Source organism: Kitasatospora sp. NPDC093102 (assembly GCF_040683915.1).
In the GTDB taxonomy this organism is placed as follows: Bacteria; Actinomycetota; Actinomycetes; order Streptomycetales; family Streptomycetaceae; genus Kitasatospora.
In genome coordinates this window covers 61,233-85,385 of the sequence record NZ_JBFBFA010000033.1, presented here as the reverse complement: position 1 = coordinate 85,385, position 24,153 = coordinate 61,233, and the positions used below count along the sequence as shown (strand labels likewise).

Here is a 24,153-nt window from a genome sequence, read left to right as displayed (position 1 = left end):
CCGTCGGCGCCTCGCGCGCCGCCGTGGACGCCGGCTGGTACCCGCACAGCAGCCAGGTCGGCCAGACCGGCAAGCAGGTCTCCCCGCAGCTCTACATCGCGGCGGGCATCTCCGGTGCGATCCAGCACCGGGCCGGCATGCAGACCTCGAAGACCATCGTGGCCGTCAACAAGGACCCCGAGGCCCCGATCTTCGAGCTGGTCGACTACGGCGTGGTCGGCGACCTCTTCGAGGTGCTGCCGCAGCTCACCGCCGAGGTGAAGGCCCGCAAGGCCTGATCCCGCGGGAAGGTTCGGAGGGCGTGGCGCCGGGTGCTCGGTGCCACGCCCTCCGTCGTTCCCGGTCGTCCGCAGCCCCGCTCGGCCGTGACCCGTCGTCCCCGGAGCGCGGTGGGCGGGGCGGCGGCCCGTAGAGTCGGCGCCGGCGCGTGACGCGGAGGCGGAAGCGCGAGGTGAACGCGCGGCGCACGGGCGCGGCGTGGCGGCGTGGGACGAGGCGAGGACGGTGGCATGGCACTGCTGACGGCACTTGAGGGCGGTTTCGGCGACGCGGCGGACGCGCTGCGGATCGACGGCCGGACGCTCTCCCGCGAGGACCTGCTGGGCGCGGCGACCGCCGTCGCCGACCGGGTGGCCGGCGCCCCGGCGCTCGCGGTGCTCGCCCGGCCCACCGTCGAGACCGTCACCGCCGTGGTCGGCGGCCTGCTGGCGGGCGTCCCGGTGGTGCCGCTGCCGCCCGACTCGGGCCCCAAGGAGCGCGAACACATCCTGCGGGACTCGGGCGCGGCGCTGCTCGCGCACGCCGTCGGGGAGACGTTGCCGCAGAGCACCTCGGTGGCGGGGCTGCCGGTCGACCCAGCGCAGCGCTCCGCCACCACCTACACCGAGCCGGCCGCGGCGTCGACCGGCTTCGTGCTCTACACCTCCGGCACCACCGGCGCGCCCAAGGGCGCGATGATCCGGCGCGAGGCGATCGCCGCCGACCTGGACGCCCTCGCCGCCGCCTGGCAGTGGACCGCCGAGGACACCCTCGTACACGGCCTGCCGCTGTTCCACGTGCACGGGCTGCTGCTCGGCGTGCTCGGCGCCCTGCGCACCGGCAGCGGGCTGGTGCACACCGGGCGCCCCACCCCGGAGGGCTATGCGGCGGCGGGCGGCAGCCTGTACTTCGGCGTGCCCACCGTCTGGTCCCGGCTGGCGGCGGACCCGGAGTCGGCGGCCCGGCTCGCCCCGGCCCGGCTGCTGGTCTCCGGCAGTGCACCGCTGCCCGTCCCGGTGTTCGAGAAGCTGGCGGCACTCACCGGGCACGCCCCGATCGAGCGGTACGGGATGACCGAGTCGCTGATCACCGTCAGCACCCGGGCGGACGGCGAGCGGCGTCCCGGAAGCGTCGGACTGCCGGTGGACGGGGTCCGCACCCGGCTGGTCGGCGAGGACGGCGCGCCGGTGCCCAGCGACGGGGAGAGCGTCGGCGAACTCCAGGTCTCCGGCCCGACGCTGTTCAGCGGTTACCTCAACCGGCCGGACGCGGACGCCGAGGCGTGGACGGCGGACGGCTGGTTCCGCACCGGCGACGTCGCGGTGATCGGGGCGGACGGTTTCCACCGGATCGTCGGCCGTGCCTCCGTGGACCTCATCAAGAGCGGCGGCTACCGGATCGGCGCGGGCGAGGTGGAGGCCGCGCTGCGCGACCACCCGGCGGTCGCCGACGCGGCGGTGGTCGGCGTGCCGGACGAGGACCTCGGACAGGCGATCGTCGCGTACGTCATTCCGGACGGCGTTGTGACAGGGGATCAGCTGACCTCCTTCGTCGCGGAGCGGCTCTCGGTGCACAAGCGGCCGCGCCGGGTCGTCCTGGTGCCCGAACTGCCCAGGAACGCCCTGGGAAAGGTGCTGAAGAAGCAGCTGCTGGCAGAGGCCGGCGGTCGCTGACGAAGGGGCGCCGGACGCTCCTGGGATGACGGGTTGTCACCCTGATGCACCGTCGACGCCCCGCCCACGGCCCTTCCATTGGCGCACTCCACTGCGCGAAGTGAGCGGATGCGTGCTTAACGTGACACGCAGGCAGAACCGAATCCCCGGTCAGCACGGCCGGCCCCGGTCGGCCACGGCAATCCGCTGCAATCCCGCAGCAATCCGCAGCAGTGAAGGAAGTCAGCACGATGACCACCGTCAACACCGGTTCGCCGGCGGCCGCCGGCGAACCGACCGGGCAGCAGGACTCCGCCACCGCCCGCACCTCCCGTCCGTCCCGCACCGCGCGGCTCCGTCGGGGGATGGGCATGGTGGCCGTGATCGCGACCGGTACCGGCGTGATCGGCCTCGGCACCGGCGTCAGCCCCGCGGCCGCCGAGCCCGCCCCGGCGCACGCCGGGTGGGACGGCTCGCGGTACTGGTTCAAGAACAGCCAGGGGCAGTGGCGCTGGACCTCGCACTACAGTGTGTACGCGGCCCGTACCGGGGGCGGCTCGCCGTCCGCCGCAAAGGCCACCACCGGCTCCTCCGGCGGGATCAAGGAGGGCTGGGACGGCTCGCGCTACTGGTTCCGCAACAGCAAGGGCGAATGGCGCTGGACCTCGCACTACGACGTCTACCTGGAGCGCACCGGGCGCGCCCCCTCCTCGTCGGGGTCCGCGGGCTCGGGCCACGCCGATGACTCGGTCGCGGTGAACCGGGACGTCGAGGCCGCCGTGCAGTTCGCCCTCTCCCAGGTGGGCAAACCGTTCCTCCGGGCCGGCAACGGGCCGGACGGCTACGACTGCTCGGGCCTGGTGCAGCAGTCCTTCCGGCGCGGCGGGATCAAGCTGCCGCGCGTGGCCAACGACCAGTACGCGGCGACCACGCCGATCGGTGCGAGCCAGCTGCGCCGCGGTGACCTGCTGTTCTGGTCGCCGAACGGGACCGCCCGGGGCATCCAGCACGTGGCGATCTACCTGGGCGGCAACAAGTACGTCGAGGCCGCGCGGCCCGGGACCAACGTCCGGATCTCGACGATCAGCAAGGGCTACTACCCCATGTTCATGGGGCGCCCGTAGCGGGGCCGTCGTTCGCCCGTCGGGGGCGCCGGGTCCGCCCGCGGCCCCCGACCGGCGCCGTGCGGGCGGGGGCCGGTGGTTCCCGACGCGCGGTCAGAGGTCCGTCGGGCGGGGCAGCGCGCCGCGGGCACCGAGGCCGGTGACGGCGAAGGCCCCGGCGGCGACGGCGGTGGCGGCCGCGTCGGGCAGTCCGGCGCCGCGGGCGAGTCCGGCGGCGAGGGCGCCGCAGAAGACGTCGCCGGCACCGGTGGTGTCGACCACCCGGACGGCGGGGGCGGGCAGGCGGGCCGGTGTTCCGTCCACGACGACCAGCGCGCCCTCGCCGCCGAGGGTGACCACGGCGCCATCGGCGCGCTCGGCCAGGGCCCGGGCGGCCCCGGTGACGTCGGCGGCGCCGGTGAGCTGGCGGGCCTCGATGGCGTTCGCGACGACCAGTGGGCGGCGTCCGGTGGGGCCGGCTCCCGGCAGGGCGCCGGCGGGGGCGGTGTTGTGCAGCCAGCGGGTGCCGCCCGAGCGGCCCGCGGCGGGCAGGGCGGCGGCGGTCGCGCGGATGCACTCCTCGGGGACCTCGTTGCTGGTCAGGAGCACGTCGACAGGGAGCAGGCGGAGGCGGGTGAGCGCGGCCGTGACCTCCTCCGGGGTGAGGTGGGCATTGGCGCCGGGGACGACGACGATGCTGTTCTCGCCGGACGGGTCGACCATGACGATCGCCTGACCGGTGGGCGCGTCCGGATGGGTGAGAACGGCGCCCGTCTCGACCTGCGCGCCGTGCAGATCGGCGCGCGCCGCCTCGCCTTCGGCGTCCCGCCCGACCTTGGCGACCAGGTGCGTCGCCGCCCCCATCCGGGCCGCCGCCACCGCCTGGTTGGCCCCCTTGCCGCCGAAGCCCTGGGTGGCGGCGGTGGCGAGGACGGTCTCGCCGGGGGAGGGGAGCACGGGGCAGCGGAGGATGTGGTCGGTGTTCACCGAGCCGATGACGACCACGCGGCCGACGGGGAGCAGCTTCATCGTTCCTCTGTACGCGGCGGGGCGCGGGCGGCGCAAGCAGGCGGGCGGTGACGAGCGGTGACGGGGGAGCGCAGGGTGAGCACGGGCGTGCGCGCGGGCGTGTGGAGCGTACGAGCGGGGCGTACGCGGCAGGTCGACCCGTCGAGCGCCCTGTGCCCTAGCGGTGGTGAAGGGGTGCAATTTTGATGTAGACCGGTCTGCATATTTCCGCGCACGGGTGCCTGACCTGGGCACATGCTGCTGTCACGGGGCAGGTCGGGGCGTGCGGGCGGGCGCGCCGGGGAGGCATGGGGAGCGGCATGGCGCGGGTACCACCACGGGTGGCGCTGGTTCGGCTGACGGGGGCGCTGCCCGGTGCGAACGGCATCGGGGGAGGTCGAGGGCAGGGGACGTTGTGATCGTCTGGGTCAATGGCACATTCGGGGCGGGCAAGACGAGCGCCTGCCGTGAGCTGGTGGAACTGCTGCCCGGGAGCGTGCTCTTCGATCCCGAGCTGGTGGGCTTCGGCCTGCGCCGGATGCTCCCGGCCGACCGGCTGGCGACGGTGTCCGACTTCCAGGACCTGGCGGCCTGGCGCCGGCTCGTCCCCGAGACGGCGGCGGCGCTGCTCGGTGAGGTCGGGGGCCCGCTGGTGGTCCCGATGACCCTGCTCAGAGAGGACTACCGGGACGAGATCTTCGGCGACCTGGCCTCGCACGGGATCGCGGTGCACCACTTCGTGCTGGACCCTGAAGAAACGATCCTGCGTGACCGCATAGCCCACCGCGAGGCGTGTCCCGGAGATCCGGAGGGCAGCGGGCGGGTCCGCGACTGGTGCCTCGAACACCTGCCGCGCTACCGCGCCGCCCGCCGCTGGCTGGTCGGCGACGCCCGGCTGATCGACACCAGTGAGCTCTCCCCCCGGGAGACCGCGCACCGGATCGCCGAGCTGGTCCGGGTCGGCGCCGCCCGCTGCCCGATCGTCCAGACCCCGGACCCGACCGGGGACACCGTGGCCTCCGCCGTCCTGTTCTTCGACGAGCAGGACCGCGTGCTGCTGGTCGACCCCGTCTACAAGCCCGACTGGGACTTCCCCGGCGGCGTGGTCGAACGCGGCGAGGCCCCCACCGACGCCGCCCTGCGTGAGACCGCCGAGGAGCTGGGCCTGCGCCTGGACCCGTCCACGCTGCGCCTGCTCGCCGTCGACTGGGAGCCGCGCACCGGTCCTCGCCGCGGCGGCCTACGGCTGATGTACGACGGCGGCCTGCTGAACGCGGAGGGCCGGCAGAACCTGCTGCTCCAGCAGGAGGAGCTGCGCAGTTGGCGCTTCGTCACCCTGGAGGAGGCCGGCGAACTGCTGCCCCCGGGGCGCTACCGGCGGCTGGCGGCCGCGCTGGACGCGCGGCGGAGCGGCGAGCTGCGGTACCTGGAGGCGGGGAGCCGGGTGGCCGTCGGGCTGGCGAGCACGGCGGACGCGGCGTAGCGGCCGGTCGGCGGCAGGGCCTCCCGGTGCGCGGCGCCGCGGCCGCGGGCGGGAGGATGGAGGCATGCCGTTCACGCTGAGCCATCCCGCCGCCGTCCTGCCCCTGCTGCGAGCCACCGGGGCGCGCGGGCCGCTGGTGGCGTCGGCGCTGGTCGCCGGGTCGATGGCGCCGGACGTGCCGTTCTTCGCCGAGTCCCTGTTCCCCGGGGTGTACGGCCACGGCGGGCTGACGCACCGCTGGTGGGCGGTGCCGACGCTGGACGTGGCGATCGCCGGCGCGCTGGTGGCCGGCTGGCACGGGCTGCTGCGCGGGCCGATGGTGGCGCTGCTGCCCGAACGCTGGGCGGGCGGCGCCGAGGCGCTGACCGCCCGACGGGCCGGAGGCGCCGGTGGGGCCGGCGGCGCGGCGTGGTTCGCGGCCTCGGCGGCGATCGGCGCGGCCACCCACGTCGGCTGGGACGCGTTCACCCACGGGGACGGGCTGGGGGTGCGGCTGCTGCCCGTACTGGACCGGCCGGTGGCCGGGGTCCCGCTGTACGAGGCGCTGCAGTACGGCAGTTCGGCGCTCGCCCTGGCGGTACTGGGCGGTTGGGCGGCGCGTGCGGTGCGGGCCGTCGAGCCGGTGCGGCCGGCCGTACGGCTCGTGCCCCGGGCCCGGCGGGCGGTCGTCGCGGCGATGGGCGCGGCGACGGCCGCCGGGGTGCTGCACCGGCTCAGCCCGCTGCGGCGGAACCTGGTGCCGGAGCTCTGCTTCGGCGCCGGGGCCGGGCTCGCGGTGGGCGCGGTCGGCTACGCGGCGGTGCTGGCGGCCGCCCGCCGGTTGCGCGGCGGGCGGCCGGACGTCCTTCTGGAGACTCCTCGGGACGTCGCCTCGAACGTCCGTCAGGCGGAGCGCAGTTCGGCGTAGCGGCGGAGGAACAGCGCCTCGGTGAGGGCCATCCGCTCCAGCTCCTGCGGGTCGACGCTCTCGTTGACCGCGTGGATCTGGGTGGTCGGCTCCTCGACGCCGATCAGCACGATCTCGGCCTGGGGGTAGAGCGAGCGCAGCGTGTTGCAGAGCGGGATCGAGCCGCCCTCGCCGGAGGCGACCATCGCGGTGCCGAAGGCCTCGGACATCGCCTCGCCCATGGCCTCGTACGCCGGGCCGCTGGTGTCGGCGCGGAACGGCGCGCCGCTGCCCTGGCGTTGGACGGTGAGCCGGGCACCGAGCGGGACCTGCGCCTCCAGGTGGGCGACCAGTGCGTCCTGGGCGGCGCCCGCGTCCGTGCCCGGCGCGACGCGCAGGCTGATCAGGGCCTTGGCGGTGGCCTGGACGGAGGAGGTGGCGCCGATCACCGGCGGGGCGTCGATGCCGAGGACGGTGACGGCCGGGCGGGCCCAGAGGCGGTCGGCGATGGTGCCGGTGCCGGTCAGGGCGACACCGTCGAGCACCTTGGCGTCGGCGCGGAACTGCTCCTCGGGGTACTGCACGCCGGTCCAGGTCTGGTCGGCCGTCAGGCCGGCCACCGCGACGTCGCCGTTCTCGTCGTGCAGCGAGGCCAGCATCCGGACCAGGGACTGGAGCGCGTCCGGGGCGGCGCCGCCGAAGGCGCCGGAGTGCAGGTTGCCGGCCAGCGTGGTGACCGTGGCCTCGACGACCGTCATGCCGCGCAGCGAGGTGGTGACGGTGGGCAGGCCGGGGGCGAAGTTGCCGGTGTCGCCGATGATGATGGCGTCGGCGGCGAGCAGCTCGGGGTGGGCCTCGGCGTAGCGCTCCAGACCACCGGTGCCCTGCTCCTCGGAGCCCTCGACGATGATCTTCAGGCCGACCGGGTAGGCGTCCCCGTGGACCTGACGCAGCGCCCGCAGGGCGGTCAGGTGCATCAGGATGTTGCCCTTGCAGTCGGCGGCGCCGCGCCCGTACCAGCGGCCGTCGCGCTCGGTCAGCTCGAAGGCGGGGCTGAGCCAGGCGTCCTCGTCCAGCGGGGGCTGGACGTCGTAGTGGGAGTAGAGCAGGACGGTCGGCGCGCCCTCGGGGCCGGGCAGCTCGCCGTAGACGGACTGGGTGCCGTCCGGGGTGTCCAGCAGCCGGATGTTGGTCAGGCCCTCGGCGGCGAAGGCGTCGGCGACCCAGCGCGCGGCCTTCTCGCACTCCTCGACCGGGAACTGGCGCGGGTCGGCGACCGACGGAAAGGCGACCAGCTCGGCGAGGTCGGTGCGGGCACGGTCCATCAGGGACCGGACGGCGTCGGCCAGGGGCTGTGACATCGGGGCTCCGAGGGGACGGTCCGCCCTCGAGGTGGTGCGGGCGGAGGAGACGGCTTGCGGTAGTGCCGATCATAGGCGGAGCGGAACGGGGAGCTCCGAGGGCGTGGCGCGGACCCGGAGGGATCGGGCGGCCGGTGCGGGGGGCGGCTCGCTCGACCGGAGCGGTCGGGCGCATAGGATTGCTCGTCGTGACTGACTCCGGAAGCTCCGATTCCCGCAGCCCGCTCGACAGCCCGGCCGAGGGCGGTCCGATCGACGACGCGGCGGCGCCGCCGGACGGCGTCTGGGACGTCGTGGTGGTCGGCGCCGGACCGGCGGGCTCCTCGGCAGCCTACGCCGCCGCGGCCCAGGGCCGCCGGGTGCTGCTGCTCGACAAGGCCGAACACCCCCGGTACAAGACCTGCGGCGGCGGCATCATCGGCCCCTCCCGGGACAGCCTGCCGCCGGACTTCCGGCTGCCGCTGCAGGACCGGGTGCACGCCGTCACCTTCGCCTACGACGGGAAGTACACGCGCACCCGGCGGTCCAAGCGGATGCTGTTCGGCCTGGTCAACCGGGACGAGTTCGACCTGCGCCTGGTGCAGGCGGCCAAGCAGGCCGGGGCGGTGCTGGTCACCGGAGTGACCGTCACCGGCGTCGAGCAGCGCGGCGGCGAGCACCGGACGGCGCTGGTGACGGCGGCCGACGGGCGGACCTTCGAGGCCCGTGCGGTGGTCGGCGCGGACGGCAGCGCCAGCCGGATCGGCCGGCACGTCGGCGTCACCTTCGACCAGATCGACCTCGGCCTGGAGGCGGAGATCCCGGTGCCGGCGCAGGTCGCCGCGGACTGGGCGGGCCGGATCCACCTCGACTGGGGCCCGCTGCCCGGCAGTTACGGCTGGGTGTTCCCGAAGACCGAGACCAGCAGCCTGACCGTCGGCGTCATCTCGGCGCGCGGCGACGGCGAGCGCACCAAGCAGTACCTCGCCGACTACATCCGCCGGCTGGGCCTGTCCGGGTTCACCCCCAGGGTCGAGTCCGGGCACCTGACCCGCTGCCGGGCCGAGGACTCGCCGCTCTCCCGCGGCCGGGTGCTGGTCGCCGGGGACGCGGCCGGACTGCTGGAACCGTGGACCCGCGAGGGCATCTCGTACGCGCTGCGCTCGGGCCGGCTGGCCGGAGAGTGGGCGGTGAAGGTCGCCGAGGCGGGCAACGCGGCGGCGGTGCGGCGCGAGGCGCTGAACTACGCGTTCGCGGTCAAGGCCGGGCTGGGCGTGGAGATGCGCGCGGGCAAGCAGTTGCTGGGCGCCTTCGAGCGGCGGCCGTACCTGTTCCACGCAGCGGTCTGCCTGGTCCCGGCGGCCTGGCGTGCCTTCGCCCGGACCACCCAGGGGCACACCTCCTTCTCCCAGGTGCTGCGGCAGTACCGGGCCGCGCGGCGGCTGATGGCGATGGCCTCGCGGTAGGGCGACCGTCGTGACGCGGGGCCGGCACGGTGGGCTGGGTCGTCCTGGGCGCGGTGCCGGCGGTGGGCCTGGCGATGGGTCCCGCCGTCCGGTGGCCCGGGCGGCGGGACGCGAACCTCCGCGCGGTGTGAGACCCGTCGGCCCCGACGCGTCTACTCGGGGACGATCGCCATCGCCTCGATCTCGATCAGTACGTCGGGCCTGAACAGTGCCGCCACCTGCATCGCGGAGGCGGCCGGCAGGGGCAGGGAGCCCAGGTGCTCGTCGCGGGCCTCGCGAATGGCCTGGAGGTAGGCGATGTCGGTCATGAAGAAGGTGAACTTCGCGACGTGCTCGAACCCGGCACCGGCGGCGGCCAGGCAGCGGCGGAGGTTCTCGAAGACCTGCCGCGCCTGTGCCTTCGGGTCGCCCACACCGACCAGGTTCCGCTGTTCGTCGAAGGCGACCTGGCCGGACACCTGGACCAGGCGGCCGGTCCCGGTGACGACCTGGGTGTAGCCGGTGCCGGGCGCGACCCCGGGCGGCTCGGTGATGTGCGTGAGGTGAGAGGTGGTCATGGTGCGGATCCTGACCACGATCCGCCGGAACCGCAAGCCCCGGCTCCGTACGGCCGGTCGGCCTCAGCGCACCACCTCGGGCAGGTCGCGCAGGAACGGCCGGTCAGTGGCAGGGAGTTGGACGGCCGGTCGGCCCGAGCGCAGCACCACGTCGAGGACGGCATCCGGGTCGGCTGCGTAACCACCACCGGCCCAGGCCGCGTTGGCCCCCGCCACGGTCCAACGGCCGTTCTCCGTAAGCCCGGCGTCCACCACGGTGGCGCTGGGCAACGGCGCGTCCGCCGCCGTCTGCGACGCGGCCGTGCCCACCGGTTTTCCGCCCGTGGGAGGGGACAGTCGGCTTCGGTGGCGTGCCGCCTCGTTCCGTCGGTGGTTCGGACGGTGGTCGGGTCGGCAGTTCCGTCGGCGGAGCGGTTGGCTCTGGCCGAGGGGCGGGTGGGCGTGCCAGAGTCGACCGGGCGTCGTCCGGGCACCCTCGGACCGCACCCGCAGCCCGACCCACCCTCAGCCCGAAGGCAGGCCCCGCCGATGACCAGTGCAGCGCCCCTCGTCCACGTCAGCACCGCCGACGCCGTCACGACGCTCACCCTCGACTCGCCGCACAACCGCAACGCGCTCTCCACCCGGCTGATGGCCGAGCTGCACGCCGGGCTGGCCTCCGCCGCGGCCGACCCGGAGGTCCGCGCGGTGGTGCTCGGGCACACCGGCAAGGTGTTCTGCGCGGGCGCGGACCTCTCCGAGGCGACCGGCGCGGACCCGACGGTCGGCCCGCGGGGCCTGGTCGAGCTCCAGCGGGCGATCGTGGACTGCGCCAAGCCGGTGATCGCCGTCATCGACGGGCACGTTCGGGCCGGCGGTCTCGGCCTGGTCGGCGCGGCGGACCTCGCCGTCGCCGGACCGGCCTCGACCTTCGCCTTCACCGAGGTGCGGCTCGGCCTCGCGCCCGCCGTCATCTCGCTGCCGCTGCGCCCGAAGCTGGACCCGCGCGCCGCCTCCCGCTACTACCTCACCGGCGAGGTCTTCGACGCTGCCGAGGCCGCCCGGATCGGGCTGATCACCAGCGCCACCGACTCCGCCGAGTCCACCGGCGTGATGCTGAAGGGCCTGCTGGACGCGCTGCGCCTGGGCTCCCCGCAGGGCCTGGCGGAGTCGAAGCGGCTGGCCAACGCCGAGGTGGTGCGCTCCTTCGAACGGGACGCGGACGAGCTGGTGGAGCTGTCGGCGCGGCTCTTCGGTTCGGCGGAGGCGCAGGAGGGGATGCGGTCGTTCCTGGAGAAGCGGCCCGCGCGCTGGGTGCGCTGACGCCGGGGTTCCCGGGCGTCGCGCTCGCCCGCCCGGGGGCGTCGCCGTCCCCGGGCGTCGCGAGCGTCATCGGCGTCACGATCAGCGGATCGCCGCTGCGTCGCGCCAGAGGTCGAGCAGGTCCTGGTCGCCGGTCGCGACGATGTCCCGGGCCTGCCCGGAGGGCAGCCGGTTCCACAGCAGCAGGTAGAGCTCGCGGGCCGGACCGGCGAGGGTCAGGTCGGCCGGCTCGGGGCTCTCGCCGAGGGTGACGGTCGCTGGCTCCTGGGCGATCGTCAGTCGCCAGGAACCGGAGCCGGTGCCGGAGTCGGCGCCGTCGGTGGCCCGGACCTGGAGAGTGCGCGGCCGGTCGCTGCGCAGCGTGGACCGGCTGCGGGACATGAAGCCGCTCACCAGTTCGTCGATGCCGTCCAGGGCCAGCGCGGTGTCCACGGCCGGGCCGGGCACCCCGGCGGCCGCGTCGGCGTCATGGCGGTGGACGGCGGTCTCGTGCGCCTGGCGCCGGGCCCAGAACGCCAGCGGGCCGGGCGAGGGCAGGAAGGTCCAGCACTCGACGTCGGCGGGTGCTTCGGTGAGCGCGTCCACCAGGGCGGTGTGGCCCTCGCGGTACCAGTCGAGCAGTGCGGCGTCCGAGGGCAGTGGCCCGACGGCGGCCTGCGCACCCGTTTCGTCCAGCGGTGCCGGCAGGCCCTGCGAGAGGATGGTGGCGGCCCAGCGGTGGACGTAACCGATGTGTCGCAGCAGGTCCGCCAGCTGCCATTCCGGGCAGGTCGGTACGGGGGCGGACAGCTCGGTACGCGCTGCGGCCTCGGCGAGCCGGTTGCCCTCGCGGCGCAGCGCGTCGATGTGCTCGGTGATTTCCATGGGACGGAGTCTTCCATCACGGTCGGCTGCCGGTCGCGGATTTCGGACACTCCTTCGGACGGTCCGGGCCGGTCCGGACCGGGCCTGGAGATCCGGCCGGGGTGGGCCGGGCGCTCCGATGGTCAGGTCGGATGGCGCGGGGCCGGGCAGATGTCGTCGCCGCTGCGCGCGGTCGCGGACGGGTGCCCGTTGCGGTCGCGGGCCGGGGCGGATGTGGCCGGTGTGATGTCGGCCTCCCGGCGGATGGGCGGATGCTACGGGCCGGTAACGTGAGCGCATGCCGATAACCCGTTCCCTCGTCTCCGCCGTCCGGGCTGGTGGCCGCCGCGCTGCCGGACTCCTCGTCCACCGGGGCTGGCGCTGGGTTCAGCGGACCGGCGCGGTCACCAACCGCAACCCCGGCCCGTACCGGTTCGGCGAGCTGGGGGACGGCACGACCCTCAGCTTCCCGCTCGGGGCGGTGTTCAACGAGCAGTGGATCACCATCGGGCCGTTCTCGATCATCGGCGAGCGGGTCACCATCAGCGCCGGCTTCCTGCCCGGGCTCGACCTCGGGCCGGAACCGATCGTGCGGATCGGCGGCGGCTGCGTGATCGGCCGGGACAGCCACATCGTCGGTCACCAGTCGATCGTGATCGGCGACGACGTGTGGACCGGCCCGGGCGTGTACATCAGCGACCAGGCCCACGAGTACCGGGACACCGAGCTGCCGATCGGCAAGCAGTGGCCGCGCAACGAGCCGGTGGAGATCGGCGCGGGCAGCTGGATCGGCACCGGCGCGGTGATCCTGCCGGGCGCGCGGATCGGCCGCAACGTGGTGGTCGCGGCGGGGGCCGCGGTGCGCGGCGAGGTGCCCGACCACAGCGTGGTCGCCGGGGCGCCGGCCAAGGTGGTGCGCCGCTGGACCGAGGAGGAGGGCTGGCAGCCGCCGCTGCGCCACGACGCTCCGCAGCCGGTGCCGGACGGTGTCACCGCCGAGCAGCTGCGAGCGCTGGTCGGCTGGGACCTGCGGCTGCCGGGGGAACAGGGCTGACGTCGTCGCCGGGTACCGCGCCGGGAGCACCGGCGCCGTGCGCTGGCGAACAGCCTGAACTGCCCCGCGAGGGAGGCCTGTTCGGCGGTGCGTCGGTCTGCCGGTGCGTCGGTGCGCCTGCTGTCAGGGCGCGGTGCGGAAGGTGACGACGGCGGTGGTGCCGTTCGGGTGCAGCTCGTACGCGCCCGGGGCGTCGAGCAGTGCGGCGTCGTAGCGGGCGAGTTCGACGCCGTCGACGGCGCACGCGCCGGCGAGGCAGACCAGGAGGGCGGTGTTCCCCTCGGGGACGTCGACCGTGGTGGCCACGGTGGCCAGGTCCACGGTGGCCTCGACCCGTCCGCGGCGCGTCATCACGTTGAAGTCCACCACCGGGCCGGCCACCAGCAGACAGTCGGTGGTGGCATCGCCCGAGAAGGCGAACGGCAGGAACGGCGCGTCGACCAGCCGCTCGGTGCCGTCGACGGTGAGCGCCATCCCCGCGCCTTCGACCAGGGTGATCACCCGGTCGATCCCGGGGAACGGGGAGAACGGCCCGGCCGAGGCGACGTCCGCGAGACTCACCCGCCAGTCGAAGGCGTCCAGCCCGGCTCCGGCCGGGAACCCGGCGACCTCCCTGGTCACCCCGCCCCCGTTGAGCCACGCCGTCGCCGGGCGCTCGCTCGCCCGCAGTACCTGGAAGCGTTCGCTGGTCGTCATGGCCCCGCATCCTGTCACATGACAGATGACAGATGACAGATTTCAACATCTGTCATCTGTCATCCGTTAGCCGTCATCCGTCAGCTGTCACCGGTCGTCCGTCACCCGCCGCCCGACCGAGAGCGGCAGGAGCGCTGCCACCGTGGCTGCGAGCGCGACCGTGGTGAGGGCCAGCGGCAGTCCGGCCGCGTCGGCGAGGAAGCCGATCACCACCGGGCCGATCAGCATCCCCCCGTAGCCGAGCGAGGAGGCGAGTGCGACGCCCTGCGGCCCGCCCGCCGCGCCGGCCCGGGCGATGGCGAGCGGGAAGAGGTTGGCCAGCCCGAGGCCGACCAGCACGAACCCGCAGATCGCCACCGGCACCGCCGGGGCCAGGGCGGCGATCAGCATGCCGACCGCGGCCGCCAACCCGCCCAGCAGCATCAGCCGGGTCTGGCCGAGCCTGATGGACAGCCAGGTGCCGCCGACCCGCCCGCCGGCCATCGCGAACGCGTACGCCCCGTAGCCGGTGGCGGCCACCACGGAGCTCGCATGGACGTCGTCGGTGAGATGGAGCGTGGTCCAGTCGGCGATCGCGCCCTCGCCGTACGCGGTGCAGAGCGCCGTGAGGCCGAGCAGCAGGACGAGCAGCCGGGTGTGCGTATGCACCGAGCCCGCGTTCGCCCCGGCGCTGTCGGACGGTTCCGCCGAACGGCCCGGAGCGACCGGTGCCGCCGCCGGGCTGCGCAGCAGGACGATGCCCGCGCCGAGGGTGACGGCCATGCCCAGCACGGCGCTGAGCGCGAGCGCCCATGTGGTGCTCAGCGGGCCTGCGAGCAGTCCGCTGACGCCGGTGCCGGCCAGCCCGCCGAAGCTGTACCCGGCGTGGAAGCTGGGCATCACGGGCCGTCGCAGCTGCGCGACCAGGTCGACGGCGGCACTGTTCATCGCGACGTTGGCCCCGCCGTACCCCGCGCCGAACAGCAGCAGCGCCCCGCCGAGCGCGGTGACCGAGTGGGCGTGCGCGGGCAGCAGTACGGCGAGGCTGAGCAGGGCGAGCGAGCCGACGGTCACCGGGCGCGAGCCGTACCGCAGGCAGAGCCGGCCGACCGTCGGCATGGTGAGGACGGCGCCGATGGACAGACAGAGCAGGGCGAGCCCGAGGGCGCTGTGCGAGGCGCTGACCTGACTGCGGATGTCCGGGATGCGGACGACCCAGGCGGCGAAGAGGAAGCCGTCGATGGCGAAGAACGCGGTGAGGGCGACACGTGCAGGCCCCCAGGGGCTGTCGGTGACCGGGGGTGTGCTGCGAGACTGGGAGGAGGGATCGTCCGGTGGAGTGCGTGAACCGATTTTGTTTCGAAGCGACACAAAGTCACAATAGGGGTGTGCAGCTCTCACCATCAAGCCCGAGGCCCGGTACCGGGAACGACTCCGACGCGCAGCGCGACAGCCACCGCCGCGCGGCTCCCGACCGGGGCCGGACGCTGCTCGGTCCCGCGCTCTCCCTGATCCACACCGGCCAGACGCCGACCCGCTCGGCGCTCACCCGCGCACTGGACGTCACCCGGGCCACCGCCGGCGCGGTCACGGCCGAACTGGAGGCGCTCGGCCTGATCACCGTCGACTCGCGCCCGGCCGGTGGTGGCCGCGGCCGCCCCTCGCACCGGCTCGCGATCGACCCGCAGGGCCCGGTCGTGGTCGCCGGGCAGATCCACGCCGACGGGCTGAGCGTCACCCTGGCCGGCCTCGGCGGGCTGCTGGACCCGCCCGTCCACCTGCCGCTGCCCGTCGCCACCGACCCGGTCCGGATGCTGCGCGCCGTAGCCGTGGCCGGCGCCGAGCTGGCCCGTGCGACCGACCGCCGCTGCCTGGGCGCCGCGCTCGCGCTGCCCAACCCGGTCACCGAGCCGGACGGCACCGCCCTCGCCGCGCTGCACTTCGCCTGGCCCAGCGGCACCCCGGTCGCCGACCTGTACGACGTCGAGGTCGGCCGCGCCGACCACGGTCCGAACGCGCTGCGCCCGCTTCCCACGGCGATCGCCAACGACGCCAACCTGGCCGCGCTCGCCGAGTACCGGCACGGCGCCGGCCGCGGCGCCCGCCACCTGCTCTTCGTCACCTCCGGCCACCGCGGCGTCGGTGGCGCGCTGGTCATCGACGGTCACCTGCACACCGGCAGTGCCGGGCTCGCCCTGGAGGTCGGACACCTCACCGTCGACCCGCAGGGCCGGCCGTGCATGTGCGGCAACCGGGGCTGCCTCAACTCCGAGACCGACCCCGACGCGCTGTTCGCCGCCGCCGGAATCGCCCCGGAGCGGGGGCGGCCGCTGCTCGACCAGGCGCGCGAGCTGTGCCGGGCGGCCGCGACGGACGACCGAGCGCGGGCGGCGGTGGAGCACGTCATCGACCGGCTCGGGCTCGGCCTGGCGGGCGTCGCCAACATCCTCAACCCCGACCGGGTGGTCCTCAGCGGGTTGCACCTCCACCTGCTGGAGGCCGCGCCCGACCGGCTGCGGTCGGTGGTCGCCGAGCGCAGCCTGTGGGGGCGCAGCGGCCGGGTGCCGATCGTCGGCGCGGAACTGGCGCACAGCGCGCTCGCGGGTGCGGCAGAGCTGGGCTGGGGGCCGTACCTGGCGGATCCGCAGTCGGTGCCCGTTCTGCGCTGAAGCGATAAGGGGAAGCTGGCCCCTCGAAAACGGTTACTTATCGTGACTCTCATACACTCGTAGTGAGCAGTGGGGGGTCACCACGAGGGAGACAGCGACCAATGAGCACCCAGCCCGGCACCGAGCCGACCGTCGACGTCGACCGCTCGGACCCCGAGTACCGCGCCTGGCTCAAGGAAGCGGTGCGCAAGGTCCAGGCCGACGCCAACCGGTCCGCCGACACCCACCTGCTGCGCTTTCCGCTGCCCGCGGAGTGGGGGATCGACCTCTACCTCAAGGACGAGTCCACCCACCCGACCGGCTCGCTCAAGCACCGCCTGGCCCGCTCGCTCTTCCTCTACGGGCTCTGCAACGGCTGGATCCGGCCCGGCAAGCCGGTGATCGAGGCCTCCAGCGGCTCCACGGCCGTCTCCGAGGCGTACTTCGCCCAGCTCATCGGCGTGCCGTTCATCGCCGTGATGGCCAAGAGCACCAGCCAGGCCAAGATCGACCTGATCCAGTTCCACGGCGGCGAGTGTCACCTGGTCGATCGTTCGGACGAGGTGTACGAGGCCTCCGCCCGGCTCGCCGAGGAGACCGGCGGGCACTACATGGACCAGTTCACCTACGCCGAGCGGGCCACCGACTGGCGCGGCAACAACAACATCGCCGAGTCGGTCTTCGCCCAGCTGCGCCTGGAGCCGCACCCCGAGCCTGCCTGGATCGTGGCCACCGCCGGCACCGGCGGCACCTCGGCGACCATCGGCCGGTACGTGCACTACATGCAGCACGACACCCGGATCTGCGTCGCGGACCCGGAGAACTCCTGCTTCTTCGACGGCTGGGTGCGCCACGACCCGGACGCCGTCTGCGAGAGCGGCTCGCGGATCGAGGGCATCGGACGGCCGCGGATGGAGCCGAGCTTCGTCCCGGGGGCGATCGACCGGATGATGAAGGTGCCGGACGCCGCGTCGATCGCCGCCGTGCGGGTGCTGGAGCAGGTGCTCGGCAAGAAGGCGGGCGCCTCCACCGGGACGGGCCTCTGGAGTGCGCTGCGGATCGTTGCCGAGATGCGGGAGGCAGGACGGACGGGCAGCGTGGTCGGCCTGATCTGCGACCCGGGGGACCGCTACCTGGACAAGTACTACTCGGACGACTGGCTGGCGGGCGAGCGGATCGACATCGCGCCCTACCGGACGGCGCTGGAGTCCTTCCTGGCCGGCGGTGCCTGGACAGGCTGACCGGGTCGGAGTCTGTCGGGGGCAGCCGACAACCGACAGATAACAGCCGACAGATAACAGATTTCAGACTCTGTTATCTGTCGGCTGTTCGTCGTCATCTCTTCGCCGTCAGCTGCCACCCGTCAGCCGTCAACTGCCAGCCGTCAGCCGCCACCTCGCCGGATCACCGCCCGCCCGGCCGCGAGGTCGATCCCCGTACGCTTCGGCGCACCATCGTGCTCGTCGTCCCGCAGCACCAGCTCGACCCGCCGTTGCTCCAGCTGCACCCGCTTGCTCGGGTAGAGCAGCGCGTGCAGCTCCTCCGTCGCGGTCGCACCCGCGCCGCGCCCCGTGCCCGGCCCTGCCGTCGGCCGGGCGCGCAGCCGCCGCGCCACCGCGCCGAGGAAGAACACCACGACCAGTCCGGCCGGCAGCAGCAACCCGCCCGCCGCGCCCGTCAGCAGTACACCCATGCCCGCCCAACGGGCCGGCGCAGCAGGCGAGTTCCCCTGCCACTCGGCCTACGGCAGCGGCGCCGCCGGCAGGTCTCCCGGGACGAGCAGCTGGAGCTCCTCCGTGGACGGGTCCGCGAGGTGGGCGACCCGTACCGCGTGCCGCTCGACCATGGTCTCGAAGACCTGCCGCGCGGTGCGCCCGTTACCGAAGTTGGGGCCGCGCTCCAGCCCGCCGAAGTGCTCCAGCAGCGCCTTCTCCGTCTCGTCGGAGAGCGCGTACTCGTGTTCGGCGCACTGCGCCCGGGCGATCTCCAGCAGCTCGTCCGCCGTGTAGTCGGGGAAGCCGATGGTGCGTGAGAAGCGGGACGAGACACCGGGGTTGGCGGAGAGGAAGCGCTCCATCTCGGCGGTGTAGCCCGCCACGATGACGACCACCTCGTCCCGGTGGTCCTCCATCAGCTTGACCAGGGTGTCGATCGCCTCGCGCCCGAAGTCCCGTGCCCCGTCCTCGGGCGCGAGCGCGTACGCCTCGTCGATGAAGAGCACCCCGCCACGCGCCCGGTCGAAGGCGGCCGCGGTGCGGATCGCGGTGGAACCGATGTGCTCGCCGACCAGGTCCACCCGGGCCACCTCGACCAGGTGTCCGCGCTGGAGCACCCCGAGCGAGGCGAGGATCTCGCCGTAGAGCCGGGCGACGGTGGTCTTGCCGGTGCCCGGTGCGCCGGTGAAGACCAGGTGCCGGCGCAGCGAAGGCGCCTTGAGCCCGGCCTGGCGGCGGCGCCGGCCGACCGAGATCAGGTCGATCAGCGTGCGCACCTCCTGCTTCACCGTGGCCAGCCCGACCAGCGAGTCCAGCTCGGCGAGCGCCTCCTCGGCCGGCCGGCAGTCCGGGATCGGCGCGATCGCCGCCGAAGCGGCCGCGGACGGTGCCAAGGCCTGGGCAGCGGCGCTCAGTTGGGCCGTCCGCGGTGCCGGTACGTCGGTGGAGCCGAACGGCGGCCCCAGCCCGGGGCCGCGTCCGGACACGGGCCCCGACCCGGGCGCAGGCCCCACCCCGCCACCGGGGGCGGCGGGAGCGGCCGGCACCGGAGCGGCCCCGACGTCGTCCGAGGTGCACCCCTCGGTGACCGGACCCGGCTCGGAGAACTCGAAACCGGCCCGCTGGTTGTGTTCCGCCCGGCACCGGATGAGCTGGGTCCGGCAGCCGTCGATGATGTGGAAGCCGAAGCCCTTGCCCTGCGAGACCCGGCAGTCCTCGAAGGTGCCTCGCCCCTGTGCCGAGACGTACACCGCGGCGTCCGTGCTGGCCCGTACGGTGCAGTCGCGCAGCACCGGGTCGGCGCCCTTGGTGACGATCACGCCGGTGGCCACGTCGGAGATCTCGCAGTCGGTGAGCAGTCCGCTGCTGCCGTGATCGCGGAACCAGAGTCCGGTGCCCGCCTCCTGCACCCGGCAGGAGGCCAGGGAGACGGTGGCCCCGCCGCTGACCGAGACCGCCGAACTGCGGATCCGGCTGAACGAGCAGCCCTCGGCGGTGGCGGCGGAGTCCCGGTCGAGGACGAACAGGGCGTCCGGAAGGTCGTGCAGCGAGCAGTCGGTGAGGGTCAGCCGGGCGCCGTCGCTGACCCACAGCGCCGGGTACTCGCCGGTCGAGCCGTGGATCTGGCAGGACTCGGCGACGGCCTCGGTGCCCTGGTCCCAGACCGACAGCGCCCCGCGCCCGAAGTCCCGGACAGTGGTGTTCGCGAGGCTCAGCCGGGCGCGTCCGCGCAGGTCGGCGCCGTTCTCGGGCAGGTCGTGCACCCGGCAGCCGGTGAGCACCAGCTCGGCCTCGCCGTCCAGGGTCAGACCGTTGCCGGTGACGCGGTGGATCTCGCAGTCGACCAGCCGCCCGCCCGCCTGGGCCTCGGCCTGCACGCCGCTGCCGCGGATCTCGTAGATCTCGCAGCCGGTCAGCTCGGCCGCGCTGCCGGGGTCGGAGAGCAGGACGCCGGCGCCGGAGGCGTGGTGGACACGGCAGCGGTCCAGGGCCGCGGTGGCGCCGCCGAGGACAGCCAGTCCGGCCTGGCCTGCGGCGGCGACCTCGCAGTCCTCGAAGGCGGCGGCGGTGTCCGCGCCGCGCAGCCGCAGCCCGAGCCCGCCCGGGTTGGTGACCACACAGCCGCGCAGGGTCGGCCGGGCGCCGTCGGTGACCTCGATCCCGGTGGCCGAGCGGGTCTCGATCCGGCAACCGCTGAAGGCGGGTGCCGCCTCCGGCCCGGTGACCAGGACGGCCGGGGTGGAGCTGTCGCCGCCCTCGACCACCAGGTCGCGCACCGTTGCGGCGGCGGTCACGGTGAGCGCCACCCCGGAGGGCGGGTCGATCCGGACCGTTCCCGGGCCCTGGGCCGGGACGATCGTCACCGGCTTGTCCAGCAGCACGTTCTCCCGGAAGGTGCCCGGCCGGACGGTCACGGTGTCGCCCGGTTCGGCGGCCGCCAGGGCCTCTGTGAGCGTGTCGTACTCGCCCGCGCGGCGACGCCAGCGGGATGCGCTGTCCTGGGTGACCCGGACCCTGTGCTCAGCCATGACGGTCTGTCGTCCCCACCTTCGTCGAGCCGGCGATCAACGGGCCGAACGCGCGTGGGTGCGCGGGCCGCCCGCCCACCGTAGCGCGCCCACGTGGGTGGTCCGGCCGCCCGCGGTCGCGCGGACACCGGTAGCGTTCAGCGCCGCCACAGGTTCCGACCACTTGTTTCAACGAGCGCGCACAGCGGTGGTTCCGTCCGGGACGCGTCGGTTCCACAGCGCCGCGTGCGCCCAGCGCCGGTCGGTGGGCCTGTGCGCCCGCCCGTCCGGCGCGGTAGGTCGGCGGCGGGCGGTCGGTACGGGCGGTCGGCGGGCCCTCCGGCAGGAGCCGAACCAGGTGCGGCTCGCCCTCCCGGAGAAGGTGCCCGGCGCTTCGACCCTGTTGCCCATTTGGGTGGTCAGGTTTTCGTGGCGAGTTTGATCTCGAGGCGGGCGAGGTGGCTTGTGTGGGAGCGGTCGAGGGCGCGGTCGTTCCACCAGGCGTCAAGGCGGTGGAGGTTGAGCGCGCAGGCGCCGGTGATGTGTTCGAGGCGGGTCTTGTCCAGGCCGCGATAGCGGGCTCGGCGGGCGCCGGTTGTGGCGACGGCCTGGCGGATGGTGCCCTCGACGCCGCAGCGCAGGGCGTAGTCGGCTTGCCAGTCGCGTCCGGCCTGCTCGGCCCGGCGGGTGTGCAGGGTCTCGGTCATGGCCTTGGCCTGGAGGGATAGCTGCCGGTAGCCGCGCTTGTCGGTGGTGCACTGGGGGCGCTCAGGGCAGGGGCTGCAGGTGCGCTTGGAGAACTTGACCACGGTGGCGGGTCTGCCGTGCTGGGTGCACGGGCTCCAGGTGGTGCTGGTCTGCCCGAGCGGGCAGGTGACCTGCTGGTGCTTCCAGTCGATGGTGAAGTTCTCGGCGGCGAAGCCGAGCTGTTCGCGGGCCTGGCGGGACTGGTTTAGCAGGGCGGGTGTGATCAGCGCGACCGCGTGGTCGGTGAGCGCGGTGCGGATGGCCTCGGCGCTGGCATAGCCGGAGTCGAGGTAGTGCGCGGCCGGCAGCAGCCCGCGCCGGTCCTCGCGTGCGTGGATGTCGGCGAGCGCGTTCACGTCGGGAACGGTGGACGCGGTGGTGGCCACGTCTGTGATCAGGTTCGGGACGGCCCGCTTGTCCTCGGCCACGTCGGTGCAGCTCTCGGTGACGTGCAGCTTGAACCCGTTCCAGAGCAGTTCGCCCTTCACCGACCAGCGGGTGTCGAGGTCGTAGGGGGAGGCGATGCGCCTGTGGCCGGGTGGCAGGCCCTCCCCGCCCTCCTCGGACCGGCGGCGCCGGGTCACCGTCTCCCGGCCCCGGGAATCGGTGCCGAGCTGGTAGTTCTGCACCAGCACCATCCGCAGGACCTGCACCGATGGCAGTTCGCGCAGCCAGGACGGTGAACGCGGGTCGTAGACCGCGCGGACCAGCGCGTACCCGTCCCGGGCGTACGTGATCGCCAGCTGGTCACGCTTGACCTGCGAGGACGGCATGCGGAAGGAGTCGATGCGGGTGTCGTAGCGGCAGGACCAGCCCGGAATGTCCAGCACGGCCGCGACCCAGTCGGGGGCCGCCGCCGACAGGGCCTGAACGGCGGCCCGCACGCTCTCCCCTGCCAGCTCAAGCCGGTTCAGGTCCCGCACCGCGCTGATCACATGGGTCGAGTCGGTGCGCTGCTTGCCGCCGTCCTTGAGTAGTCCCAGGTCTTTGAGGCGGGCCAGCAGCAGGTCCAGGACCTTCTCCTCCAGGCCGTGCGCGAGCACCCGGTCGCGGAACTGGGTGAGCACGGTGTGGTCGAACCCGGTGTCGGCCAGGTCCAGACCCAGCGCGTACATCCACGACAGCCGGTCCCGGACCGCGTCAGCGGCCTGCCGGTCCGTCAGGTCCTCGGCGAGCTGGAACACCGTCACCAGCGCGAGACGCCCCGGTGACCAGCCCGCCGGCCCAGTCCTCCCGAACGCCTGCGCATACTCCGCGTCCGGAAACAGCTCTCCGAGCCGGTCACGCACCGCCACCGGCAACGGGACCTTACGACCGTAGTTCTTCGCCCGCACAGCCCGCACAACCTCGGGCGCCGGCTCCGGCCATGGCTGCGGCTCCATCGACATGACCGCTCCTACCCCCACGACCGGGGAACGGAAGACGACCGGCCGCACCAACAGCCTGACACCCAACCCACCCCCGAAACCCAAGATCGGCCAAATGGGCAACAGGGTCCGCTTCCCGCTCAAACGCTCAGTGCCCGTCGGCGGGCCAGTGCGCCCCGCCCTCCAGCACCTCGACCTCGTCGCCCAGTCGCAGCGTGCCGAGCGCGTCGCCCTCGACGCCGGCCGGCCGTTCGGGAATCAGGTTCTGCCCGAACGCGGCCTTGCGCAGCAGCCGGTGGTGCCGGGCCAGGGTGCGCAGCGGCTCCTTGCCGCGCCGCTCGCCGCTCTCCTGGTCGATGGTGGTGACCACGCAGCGGCCGCAGGGCTTGACCACCTTGAAGGTGACCGAGCCGATCCGTATCCGGCGCCAGGTGTCCTCGGCCCACGGCTCGGCGCCGCCGACCACCACGTTCGGGCGGAAGCGCTCCATCGGCAGGGTCTCGTGGCCGTCCGGGTCCTCGGCGGTGATCAGCTCGTTGAGCCGGTCGAGCGAGGCGGTGGTGGTGAGCAGCAGCGGGAAGCCGTCGGCCATCGAGACGATGTCGTCGGGCTCGCCGTACTCGGGGTCGACCGGCCGGGCGTGCGGGTCGTCCAGGTGCACCAGGCGGTAGTCGCCGAGGTGCTCGGCGATCCACTGGTGCGCCTCCTTGGCGGCCTCCGCGGCGCGGAAGCGGGTGCCCCAGACCTCGACGTCGGCGCGCGGGTCGCCGGCCGTGACGGCGGGGGCGGGGACCTCGATCCGGGAGCCGTCGGGGGCGGTCAGGGTGAGGACGCCGTCGGGCAGCAGTCCGGCCCGGATCTGTCCGAGGGCCGGGTTCTCGCGCTGGCTGACGAAGCGTCCGGTCACGTCGGCGAGCATCCAGCGGCGGTCTCCGGCCAGGCCCCAGGGTTGGACCGCGGCGGTGTCCGGGCTCAGGCGGTACATCGACTTGACGGGGTAGACGTGGAGTCCGGTGAGCTGCATTCCCCCATCCTGCCAGCCGGCCCCGTACGCGCACGGACCGCCCGGACGCCGTGGGGGGCGTTCCGAGCGGTCCGTGGATGACCCGTTTCTCCGTTCGCCCGGCGTACGGGGGGCGCCGGGTGGTGCTCAGGTGGTGCGGGTGCGGGCCGCGTGGGGGCTGCGGGGTGTCAGTGGTTCAGTAGCCCTGGCCCTGCGGCTGGTAGCCGCCCTGGAACTGGCCGGGCTCGCCGTACGGGCCCGGGCGCTGAGGCTGCATCGGGCGGACCGGCGCCATGGCCGGGCGCAGCTGGGCGCCACCGAAGGACTGGTCGCCGCCCTGGCTCTGGAAGCCGGGGCCGCCGGCGGTCGGGCCGCCGAAGGACTGCTGGCCGCCGAGGCTCTGCGGACCGGCGGGCTGGCCCTGGCCGAAACCGCCCGGGCCGCCGGCCGGCTGCGCGCCGAAGGTCTGGGGGCCGCCCTGGGCGCCGATGAAGGTGTTCTGGCCGCCGAAGCTCTGGCCGCCGGTCGGCTGGTAGCCG

21 protein-coding genes are annotated in these 24,153 nt (G+C 74.2%); 10 read left to right on the top strand and 11 right to left on the bottom strand.

The annotated features are described in order from the left end of the window. From AB0O11_RS29625 to AB0O11_RS29615, 3 genes are all read left to right on the top strand, one after another. Positions 1 to 278: electron transfer flavoprotein subunit alpha/FixB family protein (locus AB0O11_RS29625; RefSeq protein ID WP_360262577.1), on the top strand; the 278-nt coding region annotated here is incomplete at its 5' end. Positions 279 to 509: 231 nt separating this feature from the next. After that, positions 510 to 1,931 carry an acyl-CoA synthetase gene (locus tag AB0O11_RS29620; protein ID WP_363393023.1) on the top strand — a complete coding sequence of 474 codons (1,422 nt, stop codon included), beginning with the start codon at positions 510 to 512 and terminating at the stop codon, positions 1,929 to 1,931. Between the two features lie 230 nt (positions 1,932 to 2,161). Continuing rightward, positions 2,162 to 3,034: a C40 family peptidase gene (locus tag AB0O11_RS29615; protein WP_363393020.1), complete on the top strand. Its 873-nt coding sequence runs from the start codon at positions 2,162 to 2,164 to the stop codon at positions 3,032 to 3,034. A gap of 93 nt (positions 3,035 to 3,127) precedes the next feature. Here the strand turns inward: AB0O11_RS29615 and AB0O11_RS29610 are convergent, their stop codons facing one another. Beyond that, positions 3,128 to 4,042, bottom strand: coding sequence for a PfkB family carbohydrate kinase (locus tag AB0O11_RS29610; protein WP_363393017.1), 915 nt, complete (start codon positions 4,040 to 4,042; stop codon positions 3,128 to 3,130). A gap of 394 nt (positions 4,043 to 4,436) precedes the next feature. Here AB0O11_RS29610 and AB0O11_RS29605 point away from each other — a divergent pair, with 394 nt between their 5' ends. Both AB0O11_RS29605 and AB0O11_RS29600 read left to right on the top strand, forming a co-directional pair. Continuing rightward, the gene (locus tag AB0O11_RS29605) at positions 4,437 to 5,504 is read left to right on the top strand and encodes an NUDIX domain-containing protein (protein WP_363393014.1); all 1,068 of its coding nucleotides are present in this window, start codon (positions 4,437 to 4,439) and stop codon (positions 5,502 to 5,504) included. 64 nt (positions 5,505 to 5,568) lie between these two features. Further along, entirely contained in the window at positions 5,569 to 6,411 is an 843-nt protein-coding gene (locus AB0O11_RS29600) for a DUF4184 family protein (RefSeq protein WP_363393012.1), read from the top strand. On the opposite strand, the gene AB0O11_RS29595 is transcribed toward AB0O11_RS29600, so the two are convergent. Then, a complete protein-coding gene (locus tag AB0O11_RS29595) occupies positions 6,387 to 7,751 on the bottom strand; it encodes a dipeptidase (protein ID WP_363393009.1) in 1,365 nt (454 codons plus the stop codon). The genes AB0O11_RS29600 and AB0O11_RS29595 overlap by 25 nt on opposite strands. Positions 7,752 to 8,002: 251 nt before the next feature. Here AB0O11_RS29595 and AB0O11_RS29590 point away from each other — a divergent pair, with 251 nt between their 5' ends. Next, positions 8,003 to 9,196, top strand: a complete 1,194-nt coding sequence (locus tag AB0O11_RS29590) for a geranylgeranyl reductase family protein (RefSeq protein ID WP_363393035.1) — start codon at positions 8,003 to 8,005, stop codon at positions 9,194 to 9,196. 152 nt (positions 9,197 to 9,348) lie between these two features. Here AB0O11_RS29590 and AB0O11_RS29585 read toward each other — a convergent pair whose 3' ends face one another. Beyond that, positions 9,349 to 9,753 carry a RidA family protein gene (locus tag AB0O11_RS29585; protein ID WP_363393006.1) on the bottom strand — a complete coding sequence of 135 codons (405 nt, stop codon included), beginning with the start codon at positions 9,751 to 9,753 and terminating at the stop codon, positions 9,349 to 9,351. A 63-nt stretch (positions 9,754 to 9,816) separates the two neighbouring features. After that, positions 9,817 to 10,062 carry a hypothetical protein gene (locus tag AB0O11_RS29580; RefSeq protein WP_363393003.1) on the bottom strand — a complete coding sequence of 82 codons (246 nt, stop codon included), beginning with the start codon at positions 10,060 to 10,062 and terminating at the stop codon, positions 9,817 to 9,819. Positions 10,063 to 10,281: 219 nt separating this feature from the next. On the opposite strand from AB0O11_RS29580, the gene AB0O11_RS29575 reads away from it, so the two are divergent. Next, positions 10,282 to 11,055, top strand: a complete 774-nt coding sequence (locus AB0O11_RS29575) for an enoyl-CoA hydratase family protein (RefSeq protein WP_363393000.1) — start codon at positions 10,282 to 10,284, stop codon at positions 11,053 to 11,055. 81 nt (positions 11,056 to 11,136) lie between these two features. Here the strand turns inward: AB0O11_RS29575 and AB0O11_RS29570 are convergent, their stop codons facing one another. Beyond that, on the bottom strand, positions 11,137 to 11,919 hold the full coding sequence (locus AB0O11_RS29570) for a maleylpyruvate isomerase family mycothiol-dependent enzyme (RefSeq protein WP_363392997.1): 783 nt from the start codon (positions 11,917 to 11,919) through the stop codon (positions 11,137 to 11,139). A gap of 277 nt (positions 11,920 to 12,196) precedes the next feature. Between AB0O11_RS29570 and AB0O11_RS29565 the strand changes: the two genes are divergently transcribed. After that, positions 12,197 to 12,952: a DapH/DapD/GlmU-related protein gene (locus tag AB0O11_RS29565; RefSeq protein WP_363392994.1), complete on the top strand. Its 756-nt coding sequence runs from the start codon at positions 12,197 to 12,199 to the stop codon at positions 12,950 to 12,952. 123 nt (positions 12,953 to 13,075) lie between these two features. Here AB0O11_RS29565 and AB0O11_RS29560 read toward each other — a convergent pair whose 3' ends face one another. Together AB0O11_RS29560 and AB0O11_RS29555 are read right to left on the bottom strand one after the other, a co-directional pair. Further along, entirely contained in the window at positions 13,076 to 13,648 is a 573-nt protein-coding gene (locus tag AB0O11_RS29560; RefSeq protein ID WP_363392991.1) for a HutD family protein, read from the bottom strand. Between the two features lie 87 nt (positions 13,649 to 13,735). Beyond that, positions 13,736 to 14,998, bottom strand: a complete 1,263-nt coding sequence (locus tag AB0O11_RS29555; protein WP_363392988.1) for an MFS transporter — start codon at positions 14,996 to 14,998, stop codon at positions 13,736 to 13,738. Positions 14,999 to 15,114: 116 nt separating this feature from the next. On the opposite strand from AB0O11_RS29555, the gene AB0O11_RS29550 reads away from it, so the two are divergent. Next, complete coding sequence (locus AB0O11_RS29550) at positions 15,115 to 16,296, top strand: ROK family protein (protein ID WP_363393033.1); 1,182 nt, start codon at positions 15,115 to 15,117, stop codon at positions 16,294 to 16,296. 101 nt (positions 16,297 to 16,397) lie between these two features. After that, the gene (locus tag AB0O11_RS29545) at positions 16,398 to 17,516 is read left to right on the top strand and encodes a PLP-dependent cysteine synthase family protein (RefSeq protein WP_363392985.1); all 1,119 of its coding nucleotides are present in this window, start codon (positions 16,398 to 16,400) and stop codon (positions 17,514 to 17,516) included. Positions 17,517 to 17,659: 143 nt separating this feature from the next. Here AB0O11_RS29545 and AB0O11_RS29540 read toward each other — a convergent pair whose 3' ends face one another. From AB0O11_RS29540 to AB0O11_RS29525, 4 genes are all read right to left on the bottom strand, one after another. Then, positions 17,660 to 17,968: a DUF6191 domain-containing protein gene (locus AB0O11_RS29540; RefSeq protein ID WP_363392982.1), complete on the bottom strand. Its 309-nt coding sequence runs from the start codon at positions 17,966 to 17,968 to the stop codon at positions 17,660 to 17,662. Between the two features lie 48 nt (positions 17,969 to 18,016). Beyond that, a complete protein-coding gene (locus AB0O11_RS29535) occupies positions 18,017 to 20,518 on the bottom strand; it encodes a right-handed parallel beta-helix repeat-containing protein (protein ID WP_363392979.1) in 2,502 nt (833 codons plus the stop codon). Between the two features lie 398 nt (positions 20,519 to 20,916). After that, on the bottom strand, positions 20,917 to 22,626 hold the full coding sequence (locus AB0O11_RS29530) for a transposase (RefSeq protein ID WP_363393030.1): 1,710 nt from the start codon (positions 22,624 to 22,626) through the stop codon (positions 20,917 to 20,919). 133 nt (positions 22,627 to 22,759) lie between these two features. Continuing rightward, on the bottom strand, positions 22,760 to 23,635 hold the full coding sequence (locus AB0O11_RS29525; protein WP_363392976.1) for an MOSC N-terminal beta barrel domain-containing protein: 876 nt from the start codon (positions 23,633 to 23,635) through the stop codon (positions 22,760 to 22,762). Positions 23,636 to 24,153: the final 518 nt, after the last annotated feature.

Excerpts from the sequence above, each read along its gene's own strand:
- AB0O11_RS29620 (WP_363393023.1), top strand. The coding sequence starts at position 510 with ATGGCACTGCTGACGGCACTTGAGGGCGGTTTCGGCGACGCGGCGGAC.
- AB0O11_RS29615 (WP_363393020.1), top strand. The coding sequence starts at position 2,162 with ATGACCACCGTCAACACCGGTTCGCCGGCGGCCGCCGGCGAACCGACC.
- AB0O11_RS29610 (WP_363393017.1), bottom strand. The coding sequence starts at position 4,042 with ATGAAGCTGCTCCCCGTCGGCCGCGTGGTCGTCATCGGCTCGGTGAAC.
- AB0O11_RS29600 (WP_363393012.1), top strand. The coding sequence starts at position 5,569 with ATGCCGTTCACGCTGAGCCATCCCGCCGCCGTCCTGCCCCTGCTGCGA.
- AB0O11_RS29595 (WP_363393009.1), bottom strand. The coding sequence starts at position 7,751 with ATGTCACAGCCCCTGGCCGACGCCGTCCGGTCCCTGATGGACCGTGCC.
- AB0O11_RS29585 (WP_363393006.1), bottom strand. The coding sequence starts at position 9,753 with ATGACCACCTCTCACCTCACGCACATCACCGAGCCGCCCGGGGTCGCG.
- AB0O11_RS29575 (WP_363393000.1), top strand. The coding sequence starts at position 10,282 with ATGACCAGTGCAGCGCCCCTCGTCCACGTCAGCACCGCCGACGCCGTC.
- AB0O11_RS29570 (WP_363392997.1), bottom strand. The coding sequence starts at position 11,919 with ATGGAAATCACCGAGCACATCGACGCGCTGCGCCGCGAGGGCAACCGG.
- AB0O11_RS29565 (WP_363392994.1), top strand. The coding sequence starts at position 12,197 with ATGCCGATAACCCGTTCCCTCGTCTCCGCCGTCCGGGCTGGTGGCCGC.
- AB0O11_RS29560 (WP_363392991.1), bottom strand. The coding sequence starts at position 13,648 with ATGACGACCAGCGAACGCTTCCAGGTACTGCGGGCGAGCGAGCGCCCG.
- AB0O11_RS29545 (WP_363392985.1), top strand. The coding sequence starts at position 16,398 with ATGAGCACCCAGCCCGGCACCGAGCCGACCGTCGACGTCGACCGCTCG.
- AB0O11_RS29540 (WP_363392982.1), bottom strand. The coding sequence starts at position 17,968 with ATGGGTGTACTGCTGACGGGCGCGGCGGGCGGGTTGCTGCTGCCGGCC.
- AB0O11_RS29535 (WP_363392979.1), bottom strand. The coding sequence starts at position 20,518 with ATGGCTGAGCACAGGGTCCGGGTCACCCAGGACAGCGCATCCCGCTGG.
- AB0O11_RS29530 (WP_363393030.1), bottom strand. The coding sequence starts at position 22,626 with ATGGAGCCGCAGCCATGGCCGGAGCCGGCGCCCGAGGTTGTGCGGGCT.
- AB0O11_RS29525 (WP_363392976.1), bottom strand. The coding sequence starts at position 23,635 with ATGCAGCTCACCGGACTCCACGTCTACCCCGTCAAGTCGATGTACCGC.